This is a genomic window from Enterobacter sp. DC4, from assembly GCF_000568095.1.
GTDB classification, from domain to species: domain Bacteria; phylum Pseudomonadota; class Gammaproteobacteria; order Enterobacterales; family Enterobacteriaceae; genus Enterobacter; species Enterobacter pseudoroggenkampii.
Window position 1 is genome coordinate 517,843 of the sequence record NZ_AZUB01000004.1, and the last position, 21,020, is coordinate 538,862.

Below are 21,020 nucleotides of genomic sequence, written 5' to 3' on the forward strand. Positions count from 1 at the left end.
TTTATTGATTTTTCCGGCTCAGGGGCAGTTCAATACGGAAGCAAACATCCGAACGTTCGTCCGTGGCAATGTTTAGCTCACCCTGCATGCGTCGTATGCAGTCCCGGGCGATGCTCAAGCCCAGACCACTGCCTTTCACCGCACCTTTCCGCTGATGACTCCCCTGGAAAAAGGGCTCGAAGATCATGGTTTTTTCGTCATCGGGGATCGGGGTGCCGGTGTTAGCGACGTCTATAAACACCCGGGAACCCTTCGTATAACTTCGGATATAAATGTTACCGGATTCAGTACCATAGTGCACCGCATTGGAATAAAGATTATCCAGCACGCTCATTAAGAGCATGGGTTCAGCGAGACAGGTCGGCGCATTCAGTTCTACACCGGTATGCATCATTTTAGCTCTTGCTGGCAAGCTATGGGCGGATATCACCATATCCACCAGAGGCTCAATCTCAACGTTTTCCAGTACGACCGCCCCGTCAGCCAGCTTGCGGTTGTAATCCAGCAGTTGCTCAATCAGCTTTTGCAGATTGCGGCTGCTGTTATCCAGGATCTCGACAATTTCTTTCTGTTCTGCCGTAAGGGGGCCTGCCACTTCGTCCGCCAGCAGCTCCGTCCCTTCGCGCATGCTGGCCAGCGGAGTTTTAAGCTCATGAGAGATATGGCGCAGAAACTGATGGCGCTGAGATTCAAGCCACGCCAGGCGCTCGGACAGCCAGATAATGCGCTGGCCTACGGATCGCAGCTCGCGCGGACCTTTAAAGGCGACCGTATCTCCGAGCGATTTCCCCTCACCCAGGCGGTTGATCATCCGCTGAATGCCCTTCACCGGGCCGATGATCATGCGGGTAAAGAGCAGAACCAGCCCGAGGCTCACGAGGAACAGCACCAGCGCCTGCCAGCCGAAGAACTGGCCGCGCTCGGCAATCTCCTGCTGGAGCTGCTGGCCGCGAGAGAAAATCACCGTGCGCGTTGACTGCACCATCTCGGTGTTGGCGCTGGCAAAAGCTTCAAGACGCGCAGCGGCGGCGGCATCCGGGCCGCTGTTACTGCACTGTAGCTGCGCAAGATCGTTTAAATCCTGACGTAACGCCTGATAGAGCTTGTCGTCAGGCAATACGCCGGCGTGGGCGTCCAGCATTTCGCTATAGCGCTTGCGCTGACTCTGATACACCTTTTCCAGCGTCCGATCGTCAAGCACGCAATACTGACGATAGCTACGTTCCATCTCCAGCGCGGCGTTGGTCATCGCTTCACTGCGTCTGGCGTCGATGAGCGTCGTGCGGTTGGTCAAAGCCGCCTGCGCGCTCAGCGCGTTCAGACTTTGCCACGCCTGCCAGGCAAGGATCAGCAGCGGCAGCAGGATCAGCAGGAAGGCCATCATGACAAGCTGTCGCAGGGAGCGGGGAAAAACGGGCCAGCGTTTCAACGCATTACTCTCTTAATGGGGGTTTACGCAGAGCGTAACTGAGTCTGCCCTTCAGATACAACAAAGCCGGGTAAAAACCCGGCTTTGTCATGGAATGAGGCGGTGCCTAACTCGACGTTTCGCCCTGGCCTGATAAAGCATCGCTATGATCAGTAGTTGGACGGCAGGCACCTTTTTGTGCGTCATTCGAAGTTTATGTAGCGCGTCCCGAAGGGGCTGACATAAGAAGGTGAATGAGCCACTGGTTAATATTATGCAACACCCGTGCCAGAACGCAAAACAAAATATTAACACATTGAAATATATAATTTTTACTCGTTTAACCGGTTAATTATCGGTTGAATGATTTCCAGGCTAAGTGTCGCTATTAAGCAACACCTTAACGGGAACCTTTACTGCCATATATAAATCAATAAGTTAAATGTCTCCTTTTGGAGACACTCAAACCAGAGGGTTGTCGCGATTTTGCGACAGAGACAAAAAAGCCCGGTAGCGCTCACGCTTACCGGGCCTGCAGGTGTTGCCTAAAACTTAACCCAGCTGTTTACGCGCGTTGCGGAAGATACGCATCCACGGGCTGTCCTCGCCCCAGTTTTCAGGGTGCCAGGAGTTGCTCACGGTGCGGAACACACGTTCCGGGTGCGGCATCATGATGGTCGCACGACCGCTTTCGCTGGTCACTGCCGTAATACCGTTGGCGGAGCCGTTCGGGTTGGCCGGGTAGGTTTCCGTGACCTTGCCGAAGTTATCGACAAAGCGCAGCGCCACCAGACCTTTGCTCTCCAGCTGAGCCAGATGCGCGGCATCACGCACTTCTACCTGACCTTCGCCGTGGGAGACCGCGATTGGCATCTGTGAACCGACCATTCCCTGCAGCAGCAGAGACGGGCTTTGGGTCACTTCCACCAGGCTGAAGCGCGCTTCGAAGCGGTCAGACTGGTTACGCACAAAGCGCGGCCAGGCTTCGCTGCCCGGGATCAGCTCGCGCAGGTTAGACATCATCTGGCAGCCGTTACACACGCCCAGCGCCAGCGTTTGCGGACGGTGGAAGAAGGTTTCGAACTCGTCGCGCACGCGGCTGTTGAACAGGATGGACTTCGCCCAGCCTTCGCCCGCGCCCAGCACGTCGCCGTAGGAGAAGCCGCCGCACGCCACCAGCGCCTGGAAATCTTCCAGACCGGTACGCCCGGCCAGCAGGTCGCTCATGTGAACGTCGATAGCGTCAAAGCCCGCACGGTGGAAGGCAGCCGCCATCTCAACGTGGGAGTTAACGCCCTGCTCGCGCAGCACGGCCACTTTCGGACGCGCGCCGGTCGCAATGTACGGTGCAGCAATGTCTTCGTTGATGTCGAAGGAGAGCTTCACGTTCAGGCCTGGATCCTGGTCATTGGCCTTCGCGTTGTGCTCCTGATCGGCACATTCCGGGTTATCACGCAGGCGCTGCATCTGCCAGGTGGTTTCCGCCCACCACATACGCAGCGTGGTGCGGCTTTCGCTGAACACGGCGTGACCGTCTGCTTCAATGACGAAGCGGTCACCCTGAACGGCTTTACCCAGATAGTGCACGCAGTCTGCCAGACCGTGCTTCGCCAGAATCGCTTCAACCGCGTCGCGATCTGCCGCGCGCACCTGAATCACGGCGCCCAGCTCTTCGTTAAACAGCGCCGCCAGACGGTCTTCGCCCAGCGTTGCAATGTTGGCTTCAACCCCACAGTGGCCGGTGAAGGCCATCTCTGCCAGCGTCACCAGCAGGCCGCCGTCGGAACGGTCGTGGTAGGCCAGCAGCTTACGCTGCGCTACCAGCGCCTGAATCGCGTCGTAGAAGCCTTTCAGCTGCGCCACGTCGCGCACGTCGGCTGGCTTGTCGCCGAGCTGACGGTAAACCTGCGCCAGTGCGGTGGCACCCAGCGCGCTGTTGCCTTTACCCAGGTCAATCAGCAGCAGGGCGTTGTCTTCGGTGGAAAGCTGCGGCGTAACGGTATGACGCACGTCTTCCACGCGGGCAAACGCGGTAATCACCAGCGACAGCGGAGAGGTCATCTCGCGCTGCTCGTTACCTTCCTGCCAGCGGGTTTTCATCGACATGGAGTCTTTACCCACCGGAATGGTCAGGCCGAGAGCAGGACACAGTTCCTCGCCCACCGCCTTCACGGCTTCATACAGGCCTGCGTCTTCGCCAGGGTGACCGGCAGCGGCCATCCAGTTTGCGGAAAGCTTGATACGTTTGATATCGCCAATCTGCGTTGCGGCGATGTTGGTCAGCGCTTCACCGACCGCCAGACGGGCAGAGGCCGCGAAGTCCAGCAGCGCCACCGGGGTGCGTTCGCCCAGGGCCATCGCTTCGCCGTAGTAGCTGTCGAGGCTCGCGGTGGTCACGGCGCAGTTCGCCACCGGGATCTGCCACGGGCCAACCATCTGATCGCGCGATACCATACCGGTCACGGTACGGTCGCCGATGGTCACCAGGAAGGTTTTCTCAGCAACAGCCGGCAGGTGCAGCACGCGATTAACTGCTTCAGCTACGGTAATGCCCTGGCGATCCAGCGCTTTGCCCGCCGCTTTACGGGTTGTTACGTCGCGGGTCATCTTCGGCGTTTTACCGAGCAGAACGTCGAGCGGCAGATCGATCGGCTGGTTGTCGAAATGGGTGTCGCTCAGAGTCAGGTGCTGCTCTTCGGTCGCTTCACCGATGACGGCATACGGCGCGCGCTCGCGGCGGCACAGCTCGTCAAACAGCGGTAGCTGATCCGCCGCAACCGCCAGCACGTAGCGCTCCTGGGATTCGTTACACCAGATTTCCAGTGGGCTCATGCCCGGCTCATCGCTCAGGATATCGCGCAGGTTGAAACGACCACCGCGGCCGCCGTCGCTCACCAGCTCCGGCATGGCGTTAGACAGACCGCCCGCGCCCACGTCGTGGATGAAGAGGATCGGGTTAGCGTCGCCCAGCTGCCAGCAGCGGTCGATCACTTCCTGGCAGCGACGCTCCATCTCAGGGTTGTCACGCTGCACGGAGGCGAAATCGAGATCCGCGTCAGACTGGCCGGAGGCCATAGAAGAGGCCGCTCCGCCGCCCAGACCGATGTTCATCGCCGGGCCGCCGAGCACGATCAGCTTCGCGCCGACGACGATCTCGCCTTTCTGCACGTGATCGGCACGGATGTTGCCGATCCCGCCCGCCAGCATGATCGGTTTGTGGTAGCCGCGCAGCTCTTCGCCGTTGTGGCTGTCCACTTTCTCTTCATAGGTACGGAAGTAACCGTTCAGCGCCGGACGACCAAATTCGTTGTTAAACGCCGCGCCGCCCAGCGGGCCTTCGGTCATGATATCCAGCGCGGTCACAATGCGCTCTGGCTTGCCGAAATCTTCTTCCCACGGCTGTTCAAAGCCCGGGATACGCAGGTTGGAAACGGAGAAACCGACCAGACCCGCTTTTGGTTTTGCACCACGACCGGTCGCACCTTCATCACGGATTTCACCGCCGGAGCCGGTCGCCGCACCCGGCCACGGGGAGATCGCGGTCGGGTGGTTGTGGGTTTCAACCTTCATCAGGATATGCGCGGGCTCCTGATGGAAGTCATAGCGCCCTGCTTCGCGATCGGCGAAGAAGCGGCCCACCTCGGAACCTTCCATCACCGCGGCGTTGTCTTTATAGGCAGACAGCACGTGGTCAGGAGTTTGCTCCATGGTGTTTTTGATCATTTTGAACAGCGACTTTGGCTGCTGTTCGCCGTCAATAATCCAGTCGGCGTTGAAAATCTTGTGGCGGCAGTGCTCAGAGTTTGCCTGCGCGAACATATAGAGTTCGATGTCGTTCGGGTTACGGTTGAGCTTAACGAACGCATCCTGCAGGTAGTCGATTTCGTCTTCTGCCAGCGCCAGGCCAAGACGCAGGTTGGCGTCAATCAGCGCCTGACGGCCCTGCCCCAGCAGGTCTACGCTCTGTACCGGCGCAGGCTGATGGTGAGAGAAAAGCTTCTGCGCGTCATCGAGAGAGGCAAATACGCTCTCCATCATGCGGTCGTGCAGTTCAGCCGCAACCGCCTGCCACTGTGCTTCGCTCAGGGTAGAGGCTTCCACGTAGTACGCCACGCCGCGTTCCAGACGGTTAATCTGGCTCAGGCCACAGTTGTGGGCGATGTCGGTGGCTTTGGAAGACCAGGGGGAGATGGTGCCCGGACGAGGCGTCGCAAGGATCAGTTTGCCGGTTGGCGTATGGCTGCTCAGGCTTGGGCCATACTTGAGCAGGCGTTCCAGCTGTACGCGCTCCTCTGCATTCAGGGGGGCATTCAGGTCAGCAAAATGGACATACTCAGCGTAAATATTGCTTACCGGAAGGTCGGCCGCCTGAAAACGTGCCAGCAGTTTAGTGATACGGAAGGCAGACAGTGCAGGCGAACCACGCAGAATTTCCATCATAAGTCTCTCGTCTTCGAAGCGCCGGGGCGCTTACAGTGTGCGCAAGGGGGGAAAACGGGCGTCATTATAGAGAATCCTGAGCGCCGACGAAACCGTTTGCGTCGAAATAAAATTTGCACAGAGATTTAACAATAGATGTGACCAGTCTCTCTAATTGGTTGCCAAGTGGCGCAAGTTTACGCAAAATGCCGCTCATTCAATGGCAAACCTTATGATTAACATGGCTACAGCAGACTGAGGCAACCGGCGTCGCAGAGAATTAACTAATTGAAAAAATTAAAGATTAATTATCTGCTCATCGGCATTGTAACGTTGCTGCTGGCAGTGGCCCTCTGGCCTTCCATCCCCTGGTTCGGCAAAGCCGAAAACCGTATCGCCGCCATTCAGGAGCGGGGGGAATTGCGCGTCAGTACCCTCAACTCTCCGCTGATTTACAGCGACATCAACGGTAAAATCATTGGTCTGGATTACGAGCTGGCACAACAGTTCGCCGATTATCTTGGCGTGAAGCTTAAAATCACCGTCCGCCAGAATATCAACCAGCTGTTTGACGACCTCGATAACGACGATGCCGATATGCTTGCCGCCGGGCTGGTGTATAACAGCGAGCGCAGCAAAAACTACCAGCCAGGCCCGACCTACTACTCCGTTTCGCAGCAGCTGGTTTACCGCGTCGGGGGCCTGCGCCCGCGTTCGCTGGCCTCGATTGACGATCGGCAGTTGACGATTGCGCCTGGCCACGTGGTGATTGACGATCTGCGTGAGCTCAAGGAGAAGAAATATCCCGACCTGAGCTGGACGGTGGATCCGAAACTCGGCACGACGGAGCTGCTGGAGCAGGTAAAAGACCAGAAAGTGCCCTACACCATCGCCGATTCGGTCGCGATCAGCCTGTTCCAGCGGGTGCATCCTGAAATCGCCGTGGCGCTGGACGTCACCGACGAGCAGCCTGTGACCTGGTTTAGCCAGCTTGATGACGATCAGACCTTCTCTGCCGCGATGCTTGATTTCTTCAACACCATCAATGAAGACGGTACCCTGGCGCGCCTGGAGGAGAAGTACCTCGGTCACGGTGACGACTTTGACTACGTTGACACCCGCAGCTTCCTGCGCGCGGTAGACAGCGTCCTGCCAGATCTGCAGCCGCTGTTCGAAAAATACGCCCAGGAGATTGACTGGAAATTGCTGGCGGCTATTTCGTATCAGGAATCCCACTGGGATACCCAGGCCACGTCTCCCACGGGCGTACGTGGTTTGATGATGTTAACCAAAAATACCGCGCTGAGCCTGGGCGTCAATGACCGTACCGATGCGGAACAGAGCATCAGCGGCGGCGCGCGCTACCTGCAGGATATGATGGCCAAAGTCCCGGAAACGGTGCCGGAAGAGGAGCGGATCTGGTTCGCGCTGGCGGCCTACAATATGGGCTATGCGCATATGCTGGATGCGAGAGCGCTGACGGCCAAAACGAAAGGTAACCCGGACAGCTGGTCAGACGTTAAGCAGCGCCTGCCGCTGCTGAGCCAGAAGCCATGGTATAACAAGCTGACATACGGCTACGCGCGCGGACATGAAGCCTACGCCTACGTGGAAAATATCCGTAAATATCAAATTAGCCTGGTCGGGTATCTGCTGGAGAAAGAGAAAGAGGCAACGGAGGCCAAACAGCTGGCCCAAAGTTACCCGGTCGTGGCGCCGGACGAGCTTAATCGTCCGACAGCTTCAATTCTGCCTTTTGCTGCTTTTTCTGCTGACGGCGCATTCGAAAGAAATCGCTTAATAGCCCCGAACACTCTGGTGCAAGCACCCCGCCGATAGTCTTCACCTGGTGGTTCATCCCCGGGTGACCCAGCACGTCCATCAGCGAACCGGCCGCACCGGTTTTTTCATCCCGCGCACCGAAGACCAGAGTCCCGATCCGGCTGTGCACCATCGCGCCGGAGCACATCACGCACGGCTCCAGCGTCACATACAACGTAGTATCAAGCAGGCGATAATTTTGCAGCACCAGACCGCCCTGGCGAAGCGCCATGATTTCGGCATGTGCAGTAGGATCGTGGCGGCCAATCGGACGGTTCCACCCTTCACCAATCACCTGGTTATTGTGGACCAGCACGGCGCCTACGGGCACTTCGCCCTCGTCCCAGGCACGCTGAGCCAGCGTCAGCGCATGGCGCATCCAGTATTCATGGTCGAGTTCAGGGTTGGACAACGGTTGATACTCCAGTCGAAAAGCGGGCGGCATTATACACGCCCATTATGGATAAGACTATTCGAGTTGCTGGAGTTCACCTGATGGCGTGACGCGCCAGCGATGCTGGCAAAAATAGAGCAGCGGGTTGTCCTGTTTACTGTCGCTGTAGCCGCTGTACAGGCGCAGCGGCGTACCGATGCGTTTCTCCAGCTGGACCACTTTTTCATGCCCCAGGCAGCGCAGGGTCAGCACCCAACCGCCGTAACCGCGGGCAACTTGCGTGGCAATAAGATTCACGCGCGGAAGCCAGGGGGTATCAAAATAGACCTGCTCCACCAGCGTCTGCGGGGAGCCGGTAATCAGCCAGATGTCGGCATCGTTCGCGTCGAGGTAGCCGGTCAGGCGCGCCTGCACCACCGGAAAGGCGGCGACGTGGCCACGGAACCAGTGCGCAAAATCCTTTTCGAGCTGTTTGAGGCGCGCTTCGCTGTGCCCAAAGGTACATCCCCACAGCAGCAGACTCATCGGCCATCGCGCCGCCCGGCCTTTCACCAGCAGCGCGATACCGATAACCGGTAAGAGCGGTAGCACGAGCAACGCATTCAGGGGCTGACGCCGCAGCAGGTAACGCATAAACGTACCAAACATATCCTGCTGATGCAGCGTTCCATCCAGGTCGAAAAAGACAACGCGACGCGCGTGATTTGCCAAACCTTACTCCTCTGGATCGTTGAAACCTAACAGCCAGGTAAACAGGAACCCGGCTATCACCGCTACTAAATAGCCTAACAGATAGAGCATCACTTTTCCGGTCACGATGGTTAATGCCAGCGGTAAACCGGAAAGCCCAAAGGTGATCACGGTGGCGACCTTCCAGTAGCTAATGAGCGCCCCGCCTACCGCGCCGCCCAGACAGGCGGCGAGGAACGGTTTACCCAACGGCAGGGTAACGCCGAAAATCAGCGGCTCGCCAATGCCGAGCAATCCGACCGGGAGTGCGCCTTTGATCACTTTCTTCAGTCGCGCGTTGCGGGTTTTCATCAGTACGGCAATCGCCGCGCCCACCTGCCCCACGCCCGCCATCGACAGGATAGGCAGCAGCGCGTTATAGCCGTGCGACTGCACCAGCTCGACGTGGATCGGCACCAGCCCCTGGTGCAGGCCGGTCAGCACCAGGGGCAGGAAGGTACCCGACAGCACCGCGCCCACTAACAGGCCGCCGCGATCAATCGCCAGCGACGCGCCGTGGGCGATGGCTTCAGAGATCCAACCGCCTAACGGCTGGAGGGCCACAATCGCTACGCTACCGGTAATCAGCGTAGTCAGCAGCGGGTTGAGGATAAGCTCAATCGAGCCGGGCAGAACCGCGCGCAGCCTTTTCTCGATCCAGCACATCAGGATGACCACCAGCAGCACGGCGATCACCCCACCGCGGCCCGGCTGGAGCGCCTCACCAAACAGCGTGATCTGCGCCAGCTGCGGGCTGGACAAGATGCCCGCCATCACGCCGCCCATGGCCAGCGATCCGCCAAACACCTTCGCGGTATTGACCCCGACGAGAATGTTCATGATGGCGAAAACAGCGCTACCGAAGATCCCCAGAATCCCCAGCAGGTTTGGATACTGCGTGGCGAAATCCCCCACAATATCCGGCCGCTTGAGAATATTGATGATCCCGGTGATCAGGCCTGAGGCAATAAACGCCGGGATCAGCGGAATGAAGACGTTTGCCAGCTGACGCAGCGCATCGCTCATCGGGGCTTTGTATTTGGCCTTCGCCTGCGCTTTGGTGCGCTCCGCATCGTCAATCGACACGCTCGCGCTAACGCCCATCAGCGCCCGCATGGCATCGACAACCTGCGCCGCTTTCCCCGGCCCGACGATCAGCTGATGCTGCTGGCCCTGTTTCACGTAGCCGCTGACGCCGGACAGTTGCTTCAGGCGCGGCACGTCAAGCTGGTCGTCGTTATGCACCTCGACGCGCACGCGCGTCATGCAGTTTTCGAGACGCTGAATATTTTGTTCCCCACCGATCCCCTGCAGGATATCGCTGGCGAGCGCTGCTGTTTTGTCCATACACGCCTCTGTTAGTTTTCTAATGCCGCCCGTAAGAAGCCGTTATGCGCATCGAGTTTGGCTCTGGCGCTTGCCGCATCCAGCCCGCTTAAGATCATCAGAATGGCCGGTTTAACATCGTGATCGGTCTGCTTGAGTACGACTTCTGCCTCTTCACGTCCTGCGCCCGTTGCCTCCATCACCATGCGGCAGGCTCTGTCCACCAGCTTGACGTTGGTGGCCTGCATATCCACCATCAGGTTCTGATACACCTTCCCAAACTTCACCATCGCGCCGGTGGAGATCATATTGAGCACCAGCTTTTGCGCGGTCCCGGATTTCAGGCGCGTGGAGCCGGTGAGCGCTTCCGGCCCAACCACCGGAGAGATAGCGATAGCGGCCACCTGTGCAATCGGTGATCCTGGGTTACAGGAGATGGCGACCGTCGTGCAGCCGGTCTGGTTAGCGTATTCCAGCCCGCCAATGACGTACGGCGTGCGCCCGGATGCTGCCAGCCCAACCACCAGATCCTGCGCGGTTAGGTTCAGCGCTTTGAGATCATCTTCACCGAGCTGTTTGTTATCTTCCGCCCCTTCAACGGCTTTCAGCAGCGCACCGGGTCCACCGGCAATCAGCCCAACTACCAGACCATGCGGCACCCCAAAGGTTGGCGGGCATTCTGACGCGTCCAGGACCCCAAGACGCCCGCTGGTGCCCGCGCCCATGTAAATAATGCGTCCACCGGCCTTGAGGGATTTCGCCGCCGCATCGACCGCTTTCGCCACCTCGGGTAATGTCTCTTTCACAGCCTGCGCGACCAGCGTATCCTGTTGATTAAAGCGGTGAACCAGCTCCAGGGTGGAGAGCGCATCCAGATCCATGGTTTGCGGGTTACGCGTTTCAGAAACAAGTGAGCCAAGATTCATTTTTGTACCTCAAGAATTTTTAATTCATAATAATCACACTATAATGGAATATAAAATTCATTCAGGCGAGCAAAATCCGTATTTGCGCAGATAATCACATTTTCGCCAGGAGACCGTATGAACTGTTTAATTCGCATTCGCCAGCGCTACGCAGGCTTTGCCCAAAGCGACAAGAAGCTGGCGGATTTTCTGCTTTCTCAACCCGATCGCGCACGCCATCTCAGCTCGCAGCAGCTGGCGAGTGAGGCCGGCGTGAGCCAGTCCAGCGTAGTGAAATTTGCGCAGAAGATTGGCTTTAAAGGGTTCCCCGCCCTCAAGCTGGCGATCAGTGAAGCGCTGGTCAGTAACCCCAACCCGCAGTCCATGCCGGTGCATAATCAGATCCGCGGAGACGATCCGATGCGGCTGGTCGGCGAAAAGCTGATCAAAGAGAACGTGGCGGCCATGCATGCGACGCTGGATGTGAATACGGAAGAGAAGCTGCTGGAGAGCGTGGCGATGCTGCGCGGCGCGCGGCGGATCATTCTGACCGGCATCGGCGCGTCCGGGCTTGTGGCGCGTAACTTTGGCTGGAAGCTGACAAAAATTGGGCTTAACGCCATCGTCGAGCAGGATATGCACGCCCTGCTGGCGACCGTACAGGCGATGGATCCTGACGATCTGCTGCTGGCGATCTCCTATTCCGGCGAGCGCCGCGAGATCAACATGGCCACCGATGAAGCGCTGCGCGTCGGCGGTAAAATTCTGGCGATCACCGGTTTTACGCCGAATGCCCTGCAGCAGCGGGCCACGCGCTGTTTATATACCATTGCCGAGGAGCAGGCCACGCGCAGCGCGGCTATCTCGTCCACCAGCGCACAGATGATGCTGACGGACCTGCTGTTTATGGCGCTGGTGCAGCAGGATCTGGAGCGTGCGCCCGAACGCATTCGTCACAGCGAAGAACTGGTAAAGAAACTGGTTTGACGCGTATAATGCCCGCCCAGTTTGTGTTGTTTCTGAGAATTTCCTGATGGCGCTGTTAATTACCAAAAAATGCATTAATTGCGATATGTGCGAGCCCGAATGCCCGAACCAGGCGATTTCGATGGGCGACAGCATTTATGAGATTAACAGCGACCGCTGCACGGAATGCATCGGCCACTATGAAACGCCGACCTGTCAAAAAGTGTGCCCGATCCCGAATACCATCCTGAAGGATCCGGCACACGTCGAGAGCGAAGAGCAGCTGTGGGATAAGTTTGTCCTGATGCACCACGCGGACAAGCTTTAACTTTCGATGATCACCGTCGCGCTGGCATAGTGGCGCTCATCGGCGATCGTCACGTGCACGTGATTCACCCCCAGCTTTTCTGCCAGCTTTTGCGCCTCACCCCATAAGCGCAGGCTTGGCTTACCCAGCTCATCGTTAAACACTTCAAACTGGTTGAACGCCAGACCGTTACGAATGCCGGTTCCGAAGGCTTTAGCGGCCGCCTCTTTTACCGCAAAGCGCTTTGCCAGAAAGCGCACCGGCTGCTGATGCGCTTCCCAGATGGCCCATTCGTTATCGCTCAGCACGCGTCTCGCCAGGCGATCGCCGCTACGGGCGATCACCGCTTCTATGCGGGCTATTTCAACGATATCGGTGCCTAAGCCCAGAATGGCCATTACTGACGCGCTTCCTGCATCAGGCGTTTCATTTCTGAGACCGCCTCTTTCAGGCCGCTCATCACCGCGCGGCCAATGATGGCGTGGCCGATGTTCAGCTCGTGCATTTCAGGCAGGGCGGCAATGGCTTTCACGTTGTGGTAGGTCAGGCCGTGACCGGCGTTAACCTTCAGACCCAGGCTTGAGGCATACGTAGCCGCTTTAGCAATACGCTCCAGCTCTTTGGCCTGCTCGGCATCATTTTTGGCATCGGCATAGCAGCCGGTGTGGATTTCGATATACGGTGCGCCCACGTCGGCTGCCGCTTTAATCTGGGTGAAATCGGCGTCAATAAACAGCGAAACCAGGATACCGGCATCCGCCAGGCGCTTGCAGGCATCGCGCATTTTGTCGAGCTGACCGGCCACATCCAGACCGCCTTCGGTCGTCACTTCCTGGCGTTTTTCCGGCACCAGGCAGCAGAAGTGCGGCTGAGTCTCACAGGCAATCGCCAGCATCTCTTCGGTGACCGCCATCTCCAGATTCATACGGGTGTCCAGCGTCTGACGCAGAATGCGCACGTCGCGGTCAGTAATGTGGCGACGGTCTTCACGCAGGTGAACGGTAATGCCGTCGGCGCCAGCCTGTTCAGCGATAAACGCCGCCTGAACCGGATCGGGATACGCCGTGCCGCGCGCATTACGCAGCGTGGCGATGTGATCGATATTGACGCCTAACAGTAATTCAGCCATGACAATCCTCGGTTTTCTTTTCGATTCTGTGGTCTAACGTTTCGGTACAAACTGCCTGAATAATTCGCGGCTCTTTAAGGGCTTGCCGCCAAGATACGGCTTGAGGGCAATCCGGGTAAAGCGTTTTGCTGCGCGCAGGGTATCCTGATCGGGAAACTCGCGCTCATACAGCGCCCGGAGCTGGCGCCCGGTAAAGGTGCTGTTGTCTATCACGATACTGGCAATGAAGCCCTTTTCTTCGCGGTAGCGGTAGGTCATGGTGTCTTCCACTTCGTCACCGCTGCCCGCACAGTGCAAAAAATCGACCCCGTACCCAAGATGGCCCAGTAGCGCCAGTTCAAAACGACGCAAGGCGGGTTCGGGCGTGCCGGTTGCGCCAGCCAGCGCCTGGATACAGTGCAGATAATCGAAGAAAAGTTCAGAGAAGCGAGTCTCATGCTCAAGAACCCGTGAGATGAGTTCGTTGATATACAGGCCGCTGTAGAGCGTGATACCAGAAAGAGGAAGCGCCAGAGAGACGGCTTCGGCACTGCGCAGGGTTTTGACTTCCCCTCGCCCGCCAAAGCGAACCAGCAGAGGTGTGAAAGGCTGTAGGGCACCTTTCAGATTAGAACGTTTGGAACGTGCGCCTTTCGCAACCAGGCGCACGCGACCCGACTCTTCCGTGAAGACGTCCAGCATCAGGCTGGTTTCGCTCCAGGGGCGACTATGCAGGACGAAAGCGCGCTGCCATCCATCCATATGCTCGTCGTCTTAAGTTACTGGTCTTCGCCGTAACCGAGGCTGCGCAGAGCACGCTCATCATCGGCCCAGCCAGATTTCACTTTCACCCACAGTTCGAGGTGAACCGGCGCTTCGAACATCTCCTGCATGTCCTTACGGGCTTCGATACCGATGGTTTTGATCTTGGCGCCTTTGTTGCCGATCACCATCTTCTTCTGCCCTTCGCGCTCAACGAGGATCAGGCCGTTGATGTCGTAGCCACCGCGCTCGTTGCTCTGGAAACGCTCGATCTCCACCGTCACAGAGTACGGCAGTTCAGCGCCCAGGAAACGCATCAGCTTTTCACGGATGATTTCAGACGCCATAAAGCGCTGAGAGCGATCGGTGATGTAGTCTTCCGGGAAGTGATGAATCGCTTCCGGCAGATGCTTACGAACGATGCCCGCGATGGTATCCACGTTCAGGCCGGTCTCAGCGGACAGCGGAACGATGTCGAGGAAGTTCATCTGGCTACCGAGCCACTGCAGATGCGGCAGCAGGTCGGCCTTTTCCTGCACGTTATCAACTTTGTTGACCGCGAGGATGACCGGCGTTTTGCCGTCACGCAGCTTGTTCAGCACCATCTCGTCGTCCGGCGTCCAGCGGGTGCCTTCCACAACGAAAATCACCAGCTCCACGTCGCCAATCGAGCTGCTCGCCGCCTTGTTCATCAGGCGGTTGATGGCACGCTTCTCTTCCATGTGCAGGCCAGGGGTATCGACGTAGATCGCCTGATACGCGCCTTCAGTATGGATGCCGACGATGCGGTGACGCGTGGTCTGCGCCTTACGCGAGGTGATGGAAATCTTCTGCCCAAGCAGATTATTCAGCAGGGTGGATTTGCCGACGTTCGGGCGCCCGACGATGGCAATAAATCCGCAATAGGTCTTTTCTTCGCTCATTCCAGCTCCAGCATTTTTAACGCCTGTTCGGCGGCAGCCTGTTCAGCCTTACGACGGCTTGAACCTGTGCCTACCACCGGTTCACTCAGGCCACTGACCTGGCAATGGATGGTAAATTCCTGATCGTGCGCTTCGCCACGAACCTGCACCACCAGATAAGATGGCAGCGGCAGATGACGACCCTGCAAATATTCCTGCAGACGCGTTTTCGGATCTTTTTGTTTATCGCCCGGGCTGATTTCGTCCAGACGGGTCTGATACCAGTTCAGGATCAGCTTTTCTACGGTCTGGATATCGCTGTCCAGGAACACACCACCAATTAATGCTTCGACCGTATCGGCAAGAATAGATTCACGACGGAAGCCGCCGCTTTTCAGTTCACCCGGTCCAAGACGCAGACATTCGCCCAGTTCAAATTCGCGCGCGATTTCCGCAAGGGTATTACCCCGAACCAGCGTGGCACGCATGCGGCTCATATCACCTTCATCCACACGCGGGAAACGATGATAAAGCGCATTCGCAATCACGAAACTTAAAATAGAGTCGCCTAAAAACTCGAGACGCTCATTATGTTTGCTGCTGGCACTGCGGTGGGTTAATGCCTGTTGCAACAACTCCTGATGATGAAAAGTGTAGCCCAGCTTCCGTTGAAGCCGATTAATTACGATGGGGTTCATGCGATACCAATAAATGAATGCGTCAAAAATGCAGCACACGAAACCGACCTGAGAAAACCAACGCGGTTTCGTGTGCCGTGGCACCCTTGCAGGGCCAACCTTAAACTTCGGGGGAATATTCTATACACAACGACAGGGGATGTCGTTAGTTCGAAGAGATTTATCGGTGAAATAATTCGTGTAGCCGCTTTAATTAGCGGCTACACGTTCATTTAGTGAGAATTAATGGATTCCGCCGATACGACTCAGGCGAACACCGGTCGGCCATTCGCCTTCCTGCTTCTCAAAACTCATCCAGATCGCGGTGGCTTTACCGACCAGATTCGCTTCCGGCACAAAGCCCCAGTAACGGCTGTCCGCAGAGTTATCGCGGTTGTCACCCATCATGAAGTAATGTCCTGGCGGTACAATCCAGCTCGCCAGCTGCTGGCCCGGCTGGCGATAGTACATACCCAGCTGATCCTGCGCGATTGGCACGGTGAGGATCCGGTGCGTCACATCGCCCAGCGTCTCTTTGCGCTCAACCAGACGGATGCCGTCCTCTTTGGTTTCACCTTTCGGTACCTGGAAGAATCCGCTGGTCGCTTCGCCGCCGTTACGACGGGCGAAGGTCTGCACAAAATCACTTGGCTCAACGTTTGAGTAGGTGATTGGCAGCGCGTTTTCACATGCGGTACCGGAGCTGCAGCCCGGCTGAACGGTAACTTCTTTCGCAACCGGATCGTAAGTCACTTTATCACCCGGCAGACCTACTGCGCGCTTGATGTAGTCCAGGCGAGGATCTTCCGGATATTTGAACACCACGATGTCGCCACGTTTCGGATGACCGGTTTCGATCAGCGTTTTCTGGTAGATCGGGTCTTTAATGCCGTAGGCAAACTTCTCTACCAGAATAAAATCACCAATCAGCAGCGTTGGCATCATTGAACCTGATGGGATCTGGAACGGCTCGTAAATAAACGAACGTACCACCAGCACAATCGCCAGCACCGGAAATACCGAGGCACCCGTTTCCAGCCAGCCCGGTTTCGGGCCGACTTTCTTCAGGGTTTTCGCGTCAATCCCATCGCCAGTGGCTGCCTGTGCGGCAGCCTGACGTTCACGACGTTTTGGGGCGAAGATAAACTTATCCAGACACCACAGCAGACCTGTCACCAGGGTAGCAATGACCAGGATCAGGGCAAACATGTTCGCCATGCCAACTCCTTAGGGTTATTTGCCGTCTTTACCAACATGAAGGATGGCAAGGAATGCTTCCTGCGGCAGCTCGACGTTACCGACCTGCTTCATACGCTTCTTACCTTCTTTCTGCTTCTGCAGCAGCTTTTTCTTACGGCTGACGTCACCGCCATAGCACTTCGCCAGAACGTTTTTACGCAGCTGTTTCACGGTGGAACGCGCGATAATATGGTTGCCAATGGCCGCCTGAATCGCGATATCGAACTGCTGACGCGGGATCAGATCTTTCATCTTCTCAACCAGCTCGCGGCCACGGTACGGCGCATTGTCGTTGTGGGTGATCAGCGCCAGCGCATCCACACGCTCGCCGTTGATCAGCACGTCCACACGCACCATGTTGGAGGCCTGGAAGCGTTTGAAGTTGTAATCCAGCGACGCATAGCCACGGGAGGTGGACTTCAGACGATCGAAGAAGTCGAGTACCACTTCCGCCATCGGGATCTCATAGGTCAGCGCCACCTGGTTACCGTGGTAAACCATGTTGGTCTGCACGCCACGCTTCTCAATACACAGCGTAATAACGTTACCCAGGAATTCCTGCGGCAGCAGCATGTGACACTCTGCAATAGGCTCACGCAGTTCCTGAATGTTGTTCAGCGGCGGCAGCTTGGACGGGCTATCGACGTAGATCACTTCTTTCGAGGTGGTTTCAACTTCATAGACTACGGTCGGTGCCGTGGTGATCAGGTCCAGATCGTATTCACGCTCCAGACGCTCCTGAATGATCTCCATGTGCAGCAGACCGAGGAAGCCACAGCGGAAGCCGAAGCCCAGCGCCGTTGAGCTTTCTGGCTCGTAGAACAGGGACGCATCGTTCAGGCTCAGTTTACCGAGCGCATCACGGAAGTTTTCGTAGTCGTCAGAGCTAACCGGGAACAGACCCGCGTAAACCTGCGGTTTTACCTTTTTAAAGCCTGGCAGTGCTTTATCTGCCGGGTTACGCGCACCGGTCAGGGTATCGCCCACTGGCGCACCGAGGATGTCTTTGATGGCGCATACCAGCCAGCCTACCTCGCCGCATGTCAGCTCGGTACGGTCAACCTGTTTTGGCGTGAAGATGCCCAGACGGTCGGCGTTGTAGACCTGTCCGGTACTCATGACCTTGATTTTGTCGCCTTTGCGCATGGTGCCGTTTTTAATACGCACCAGGGAGACAACACCCAGATAGTTATCGAACCAGGAGTCGATAATCAGCGCCTGCAGCGGCGCATCCGGATCGCCTTCCGGGGCCGGAATGTCACGCACCAGGCGTTCCAGCACGTCGGTCACGCCCACACCGGTTTTCGCGGAGCAGCGCACGGCATCGGTCGCGTCAATGCCGACAATATCTTCAATCTCTTCCGCAACGCGCTCAGGATCGGCGGCTGGCAGGTCGATCTTGTTCAAAACCGGCACAACTTCGAGATCCATTTCCATCGCGGTGTAGCAGTTTGCCAGGGTCTGGGCTTCTACGCCCTGCCCGGCATCCACTACCAGCAGCGCGCCTTCACAGGCCGCGAGCGAACGTGAAACCTCATAGGAGAAGTCAACGTGGCCTGGGGTGTCGATAAAGTTCAGTTGATAGGTTTCACCATCAGCCGCTTTATAATCAAGCGTAACGCTCTGCGCTTTGATGGTGATACCGCGTTCGCGTTCCAGGTCCATGGAGTCCAGAACCTGGGCTTCCATTTCACGATCAGACAGGCCACCGCAAATCTGGATAATACGGTCAGACAGCGTCGACTTACCGTGGTCAATGTGAGCAATGATCGAAAAGTTACGTATGTTCTTCATATAGTTAAATAATTATGCCTTACGAATTCCTGGAGGCCGCTGTTCTTAGCCTGACGTTTTTCAGTGCGAAAACGCAGCATTCTACACTACATCCACGCTACCTGGAAATGCACTTAGAGGCAGCTATAGCGTGAAGAAAGGACGTTTTCTGTTTTGGAACGTAAAAAATGATAAAGCCCGATGGATCACCGGGCCTCAGAAGAGAGTGTTTCAACACGAAGCTGGTCTGGCGCCAGCCCAACACTGAGAATGACAGGCTGCCACTCCTCGCGTGCGGCGAGCGTCGGTGAGAGGCCTTTGGCGAGCCAGAATCCCCCCAGACCACCTAATGCGGCACCGCACATGGCGGCTCCGTCGGTGCCAAACAGCATCTGGAAAACGCCGCCCATAATAAACAGCCCGATCAGCGGAGAGAGATAGACCAGCATGGCGGAGCTGAGCAGACTGCCTTCCGCGATGCCCAGCTCTACCTTTTGCCCCGCCATCAGCGGCTGTTCACTTGGCACAGAAATCGTGTGCGATGTCTGCGGCCCGAGCTTATTCAGCACGCGGCTACCGCAGCCGGTGCGGGATGCACAGCTATTACATGAGGCTTTTACATCGCAGCTCACCAGCGCAATGCCGTTCTGCCACGAGACAACCGTCGCCCACTCTTTGATCATTGTGCGGCCCTGAATTTAATGCTGTCGGAGATGCGCTTCGCCGTTTGCGGAGGAAGTTCACCCACAATGGTGATCTCTGCGTTATCGCGTACCGTTGTACTCACCGTACGGCGCCCGGTACGCAGCATTTGTTCGGCGCTGTTTGCCGTTGCGCGATTGATATTCACCGAGAAACTGAACAAACCATCGGAATAGAGGCGCGATTCCACCGGCGTTTCAATCGTTGGCAGCTGACGACGGCTGCTGGACACTTCGCTAAACCCTTGCGGGATCCAGGCAGGTACCCAGTTGAAATTAACGGAATCTCCTGCCGGAACAGAAAGCAGCGGCGGCAGGCTGGCCTTAGCCAGGTTCTGCATGCTGTTACCAACCTGATTGTTCACGCTGAAGGAGATCACCCGGAACTGTTCCAGCGTTTCACCGTCACGGTCGAGGAGGTCAACACGCATGGGGAGTTTGGTTTCCGCATCAATCCAGACGATATAGCTGTAACGCGTTCCGTCCCGGGCAACAACGCGAATCACCTCGCACAGTCTGTCCGCGATACGGGTACGCCCTACCGAAATAAAATCGTAGTAAGGGGCAAGCCGTTTGAAATCGGTGTAAATGAGTGACGGCAGAGAATCAACGATATAATCGCCATTCAGCGTGAAAGGTTCCAGGCCTGGCTCGAAATAGCTGATTTCATTACCACGCTGGACAACTTCCCGACGCGGGCCATCCATCTGTAAAAGCTGGGCGAGCGGCTGGTTATCAAGACGGGCATGACGATAGCGTAACGACTCGACGCCCTGCTTATTGATACTGATAAATGCCAACTCGTAATTGAGTGACTGGCTGGCCAGATTCATTTGCTGCAACAACGCCCCGGATGATACATCAGCCGAGGCGTTGGCAGAGAAGAACAGGCTACCCGCCATCAGAGACATGGCGAACCAAAGTTGCTTCATTACTGCGATTGCGTTCCTAAAGTTTGGTTTCCGGGCACCTGCACAGCAGCTTGCTGTGTCTGGGCCTGCTCAAACTGAAGCTGTTCAGAGTGCAGACGACGCTGCAACTCGTAATCCTGCAACATCGCATTAATGCGACGGCGCTGCTCCTGAACCTGCTGTTGCTGGCCGCCGCTGGCGGAAGCATCAGCCGGTACGCCCAGGCTTACCGGGCTGGCTTTGCCCATCATCGGCAGTGTGTTAAACACTGGCGCTTCTGGCTGCTGATTAGTTTCAGACTGAGTATTATAGTGCTGGACGCCAACGATAACTGCAAGCGATACGCATGCAGCCACACCCATTTGGGTAAGCTGGCTGGCCCACGGACGCACCTTTTGCCAGAACGGCATTTTCTGCCACTGGTGAGGTGCGGGTTGAGCTTCAGGAATCAGCGGAGTGGTCTGATGAACAGGCTCATTCTCAATCGCCGCCATGACGCGGGCTGAGATATCGAAATGGAGAACCTCGCCGGTGTCACCGCGAAGGGTGTCACGGATGAGATGGTAACTCTCCCAGGTCTCTTGCATTTCGGGAGAATGAGACAGCTCGTTGAGCAGCTCACTATCAACCGTTTCACCATCCATTAAAGCGGAAAGTTTTTCTTTCTGCATG

At 56.9% G+C, this 21,020-nt stretch carries 19 protein-coding genes; 3 read left to right on the forward strand and 16 right to left on the reverse strand.

What is annotated here, in order from left to right; translation table 11 throughout:
- Position 1 precedes the first annotated feature (1 nt).
- Together qseE and purL are read right to left on the reverse strand one after the other, a co-directional pair.
- On the reverse strand, positions 2–1,429 hold the full coding sequence (qseE, locus tag P349_RS09710) for a two component system sensor histidine kinase QseE/GlrK (RefSeq protein ID WP_032648676.1): 1,428 nt from the start codon (positions 1,427–1,429) through the stop codon (positions 2–4).
- Positions 1,430–1,960: 531 nt separating this feature from the next.
- On the reverse strand, positions 1,961–5,848 hold the full coding sequence (gene purL / locus P349_RS09705; protein ID WP_032648673.1) for a phosphoribosylformylglycinamidine synthase: 3,888 nt from the start codon (positions 5,846–5,848) through the stop codon (positions 1,961–1,963).
- A 267-nt stretch (positions 5,849–6,115) separates the two neighbouring features.
- Between purL and mltF the strand changes: the two genes are divergently transcribed.
- Complete coding sequence (gene mltF / locus P349_RS09700; protein ID WP_032648672.1) at positions 6,116–7,666, forward strand: membrane-bound lytic murein transglycosylase MltF; 1,551 nt, start codon at positions 6,116–6,118, stop codon at positions 7,664–7,666.
- Here mltF and tadA read toward each other — a convergent pair.
- From tadA to murQ, 4 genes are read right to left on the reverse strand one after another with little or no spacing between them, the layout of a single operon-like run.
- Positions 7,554–8,093 carry a tRNA adenosine(34) deaminase TadA gene (gene tadA, locus P349_RS09695; RefSeq protein WP_032645359.1) on the reverse strand — a complete coding sequence of 180 codons (540 nt, stop codon included), beginning with the start codon at positions 8,091–8,093 and terminating at the stop codon, positions 7,554–7,556. The genes mltF and tadA overlap by 113 nt on opposite strands.
- Positions 8,094–8,117: 24 nt before the next feature.
- Complete coding sequence (gene yfhb / locus P349_RS09690; protein WP_024908626.1) at positions 8,118–8,753, reverse strand: phosphatidylglycerophosphatase C; 636 nt, start codon at positions 8,751–8,753, stop codon at positions 8,118–8,120.
- A 3-nt stretch (positions 8,754–8,756) separates the two neighbouring features.
- Positions 8,757–10,118 carry a PTS transporter subunit EIIC gene (locus tag P349_RS09685; protein WP_032648668.1) on the reverse strand — a complete coding sequence of 454 codons (1,362 nt, stop codon included), beginning with the start codon at positions 10,116–10,118 and terminating at the stop codon, positions 8,757–8,759.
- Positions 10,119–10,129: 11 nt separating this feature from the next.
- The gene (gene murQ, locus P349_RS09680; RefSeq protein ID WP_032648666.1) at positions 10,130–11,023 is read right to left on the reverse strand and encodes an N-acetylmuramic acid 6-phosphate etherase; all 894 of its coding nucleotides are present in this window, start codon (positions 11,021–11,023) and stop codon (positions 10,130–10,132) included.
- A gap of 117 nt (positions 11,024–11,140) precedes the next feature.
- On the opposite strand from murQ, the gene P349_RS09675 reads away from it, so the two are divergent.
- Together P349_RS09675 and P349_RS09670 are read left to right on the forward strand one after the other, a co-directional pair.
- Positions 11,141–11,989 (forward strand): MurR/RpiR family transcriptional regulator, encoded by an 849-nt coding sequence (locus tag P349_RS09675; RefSeq protein ID WP_023333056.1) that lies wholly within the window; start codon positions 11,141–11,143, stop codon positions 11,987–11,989.
- A 46-nt stretch (positions 11,990–12,035) separates the two neighbouring features.
- Positions 12,036–12,296: a YfhL family 4Fe-4S dicluster ferredoxin gene (locus P349_RS09670; protein ID WP_008502177.1), complete on the forward strand. Its 261-nt coding sequence runs from the start codon at positions 12,036–12,038 to the stop codon at positions 12,294–12,296.
- Here the strand turns inward: P349_RS09670 and acpS are convergent.
- From acpS to rseA, 10 genes are all read right to left on the reverse strand, one after another.
- Positions 12,293–12,673, reverse strand: coding sequence for a holo-ACP synthase (gene acpS, locus P349_RS09665; RefSeq protein ID WP_008502178.1), 381 nt, complete (start codon positions 12,671–12,673; stop codon positions 12,293–12,295). The two genes, P349_RS09670 and acpS, sit on opposite strands and share 4 nt — an antisense overlap.
- Positions 12,673–13,404 carry a pyridoxine 5'-phosphate synthase gene (gene pdxJ, locus P349_RS09660; RefSeq protein WP_032648663.1) on the reverse strand — a complete coding sequence of 244 codons (732 nt, stop codon included), beginning with the start codon at positions 13,402–13,404 and terminating at the stop codon, positions 12,673–12,675. The genes acpS and pdxJ overlap by 1 nt, the downstream gene beginning before the upstream one ends.
- Before the next feature lie 33 nt (positions 13,405–13,437).
- Positions 13,438–14,145 (reverse strand): DNA repair protein RecO, encoded by a 708-nt coding sequence (recO, locus tag P349_RS09655; RefSeq protein ID WP_024908622.1) that lies wholly within the window; start codon positions 14,143–14,145, stop codon positions 13,438–13,440.
- A gap of 17 nt (positions 14,146–14,162) precedes the next feature.
- On the reverse strand, positions 14,163–15,068 hold the full coding sequence (era, locus tag P349_RS09650) for a GTPase Era (protein WP_028014097.1): 906 nt from the start codon (positions 15,066–15,068) through the stop codon (positions 14,163–14,165).
- Positions 15,065–15,745 carry a ribonuclease III gene (gene rnc, locus P349_RS09645; protein ID WP_003860711.1) on the reverse strand — a complete coding sequence of 227 codons (681 nt, stop codon included), beginning with the start codon at positions 15,743–15,745 and terminating at the stop codon, positions 15,065–15,067. The genes era and rnc overlap by 4 nt, the downstream gene beginning before the upstream one ends.
- A 222-nt stretch (positions 15,746–15,967) precedes the next feature.
- Positions 15,968–16,942: a signal peptidase I gene (gene lepB, locus P349_RS09640; protein WP_024908620.1), complete on the reverse strand. Its 975-nt coding sequence runs from the start codon at positions 16,940–16,942 to the stop codon at positions 15,968–15,970.
- A 15-nt stretch (positions 16,943–16,957) separates the two neighbouring features.
- Positions 16,958–18,757 (reverse strand): translation elongation factor 4, encoded by a 1,800-nt coding sequence (lepA, locus tag P349_RS09635; RefSeq protein ID WP_024908619.1) that lies wholly within the window; start codon positions 18,755–18,757, stop codon positions 16,958–16,960.
- 185 nt (positions 18,758–18,942) lie between these two features.
- A complete protein-coding gene (gene rseC, locus P349_RS09630; protein WP_032648660.1) occupies positions 18,943–19,419 on the reverse strand; it encodes a SoxR-reducing system protein RseC in 477 nt (158 codons plus the stop codon).
- Positions 19,416–20,369, reverse strand: coding sequence for a sigma-E factor regulatory protein RseB (rseB, locus tag P349_RS09625; protein WP_023308851.1), 954 nt, complete (start codon positions 20,367–20,369; stop codon positions 19,416–19,418). The genes rseC and rseB overlap by 4 nt, the downstream gene beginning before the upstream one ends.
- Complete coding sequence (rseA, locus tag P349_RS09620; protein WP_008502186.1) at positions 20,369–21,019, reverse strand: anti-sigma-E factor RseA; 651 nt, start codon at positions 21,017–21,019, stop codon at positions 20,369–20,371. Before rseA ends, rseB begins: the two co-directional genes overlap by 1 nt.
- Between the last annotated feature and the right edge of the window lies 1 nt (position 21,020).

Coding starts and splice junctions, on each gene's coding strand:
- P349_RS09685 (WP_032648668.1), bottom strand. CDS start 10,118: ATGGACAAAACAGCAGCGCTCGCCAGCGATATCCTGCAGGGGATCGGT.
- P349_RS09670 (WP_008502177.1), top strand. CDS start 12,036: ATGGCGCTGTTAATTACCAAAAAATGCATTAATTGCGATATGTGCGAG.
- acpS (WP_008502178.1), bottom strand. CDS start 12,673: ATGGCCATTCTGGGCTTAGGCACCGATATCGTTGAAATAGCCCGCATA.
- rseC (WP_032648660.1), bottom strand. CDS start 19,419: ATGATCAAAGAGTGGGCGACGGTTGTCTCGTGGCAGAACGGCATTGCG.
- rseB (WP_023308851.1), bottom strand. CDS start 20,369: ATGAAGCAACTTTGGTTCGCCATGTCTCTGATGGCGGGTAGCCTGTTC.
- rnc (WP_003860711.1), bottom strand. CDS start 15,745: ATGAACCCCATCGTAATTAATCGGCTTCAACGGAAGCTGGGCTACACT.
- rseA (WP_008502186.1), bottom strand. CDS start 21,019: ATGCAGAAAGAAAAACTTTCCGCTTTAATGGATGGTGAAACGGTTGAT.
- recO (WP_024908622.1), bottom strand. CDS start 14,145: ATGGATGGATGGCAGCGCGCTTTCGTCCTGCATAGTCGCCCCTGGAGC.
- pdxJ (WP_032648663.1), bottom strand. CDS start 13,404: ATGGCTGAATTACTGTTAGGCGTCAATATCGATCACATCGCCACGCTG.
- lepA (WP_024908619.1), bottom strand. CDS start 18,757: ATGAAGAACATACGTAACTTTTCGATCATTGCTCACATTGACCACGGT.
- lepB (WP_024908620.1), bottom strand. CDS start 16,942: ATGGCGAACATGTTTGCCCTGATCCTGGTCATTGCTACCCTGGTGACA.
- tadA (WP_032645359.1), bottom strand. CDS start 8,093: ATGCCGCCCGCTTTTCGACTGGAGTATCAACCGTTGTCCAACCCTGAA.
- purL (WP_032648673.1), bottom strand. CDS start 5,848: ATGATGGAAATTCTGCGTGGTTCGCCTGCACTGTCTGCCTTCCGTATC.
- era (WP_028014097.1), bottom strand. CDS start 15,068: ATGAGCGAAGAAAAGACCTATTGCGGATTTATTGCCATCGTCGGGCGC.
- P349_RS09675 (WP_023333056.1), top strand. CDS start 11,141: ATGAACTGTTTAATTCGCATTCGCCAGCGCTACGCAGGCTTTGCCCAA.
- murQ (WP_032648666.1), bottom strand. CDS start 11,023: ATGAATCTTGGCTCACTTGTTTCTGAAACGCGTAACCCGCAAACCATG.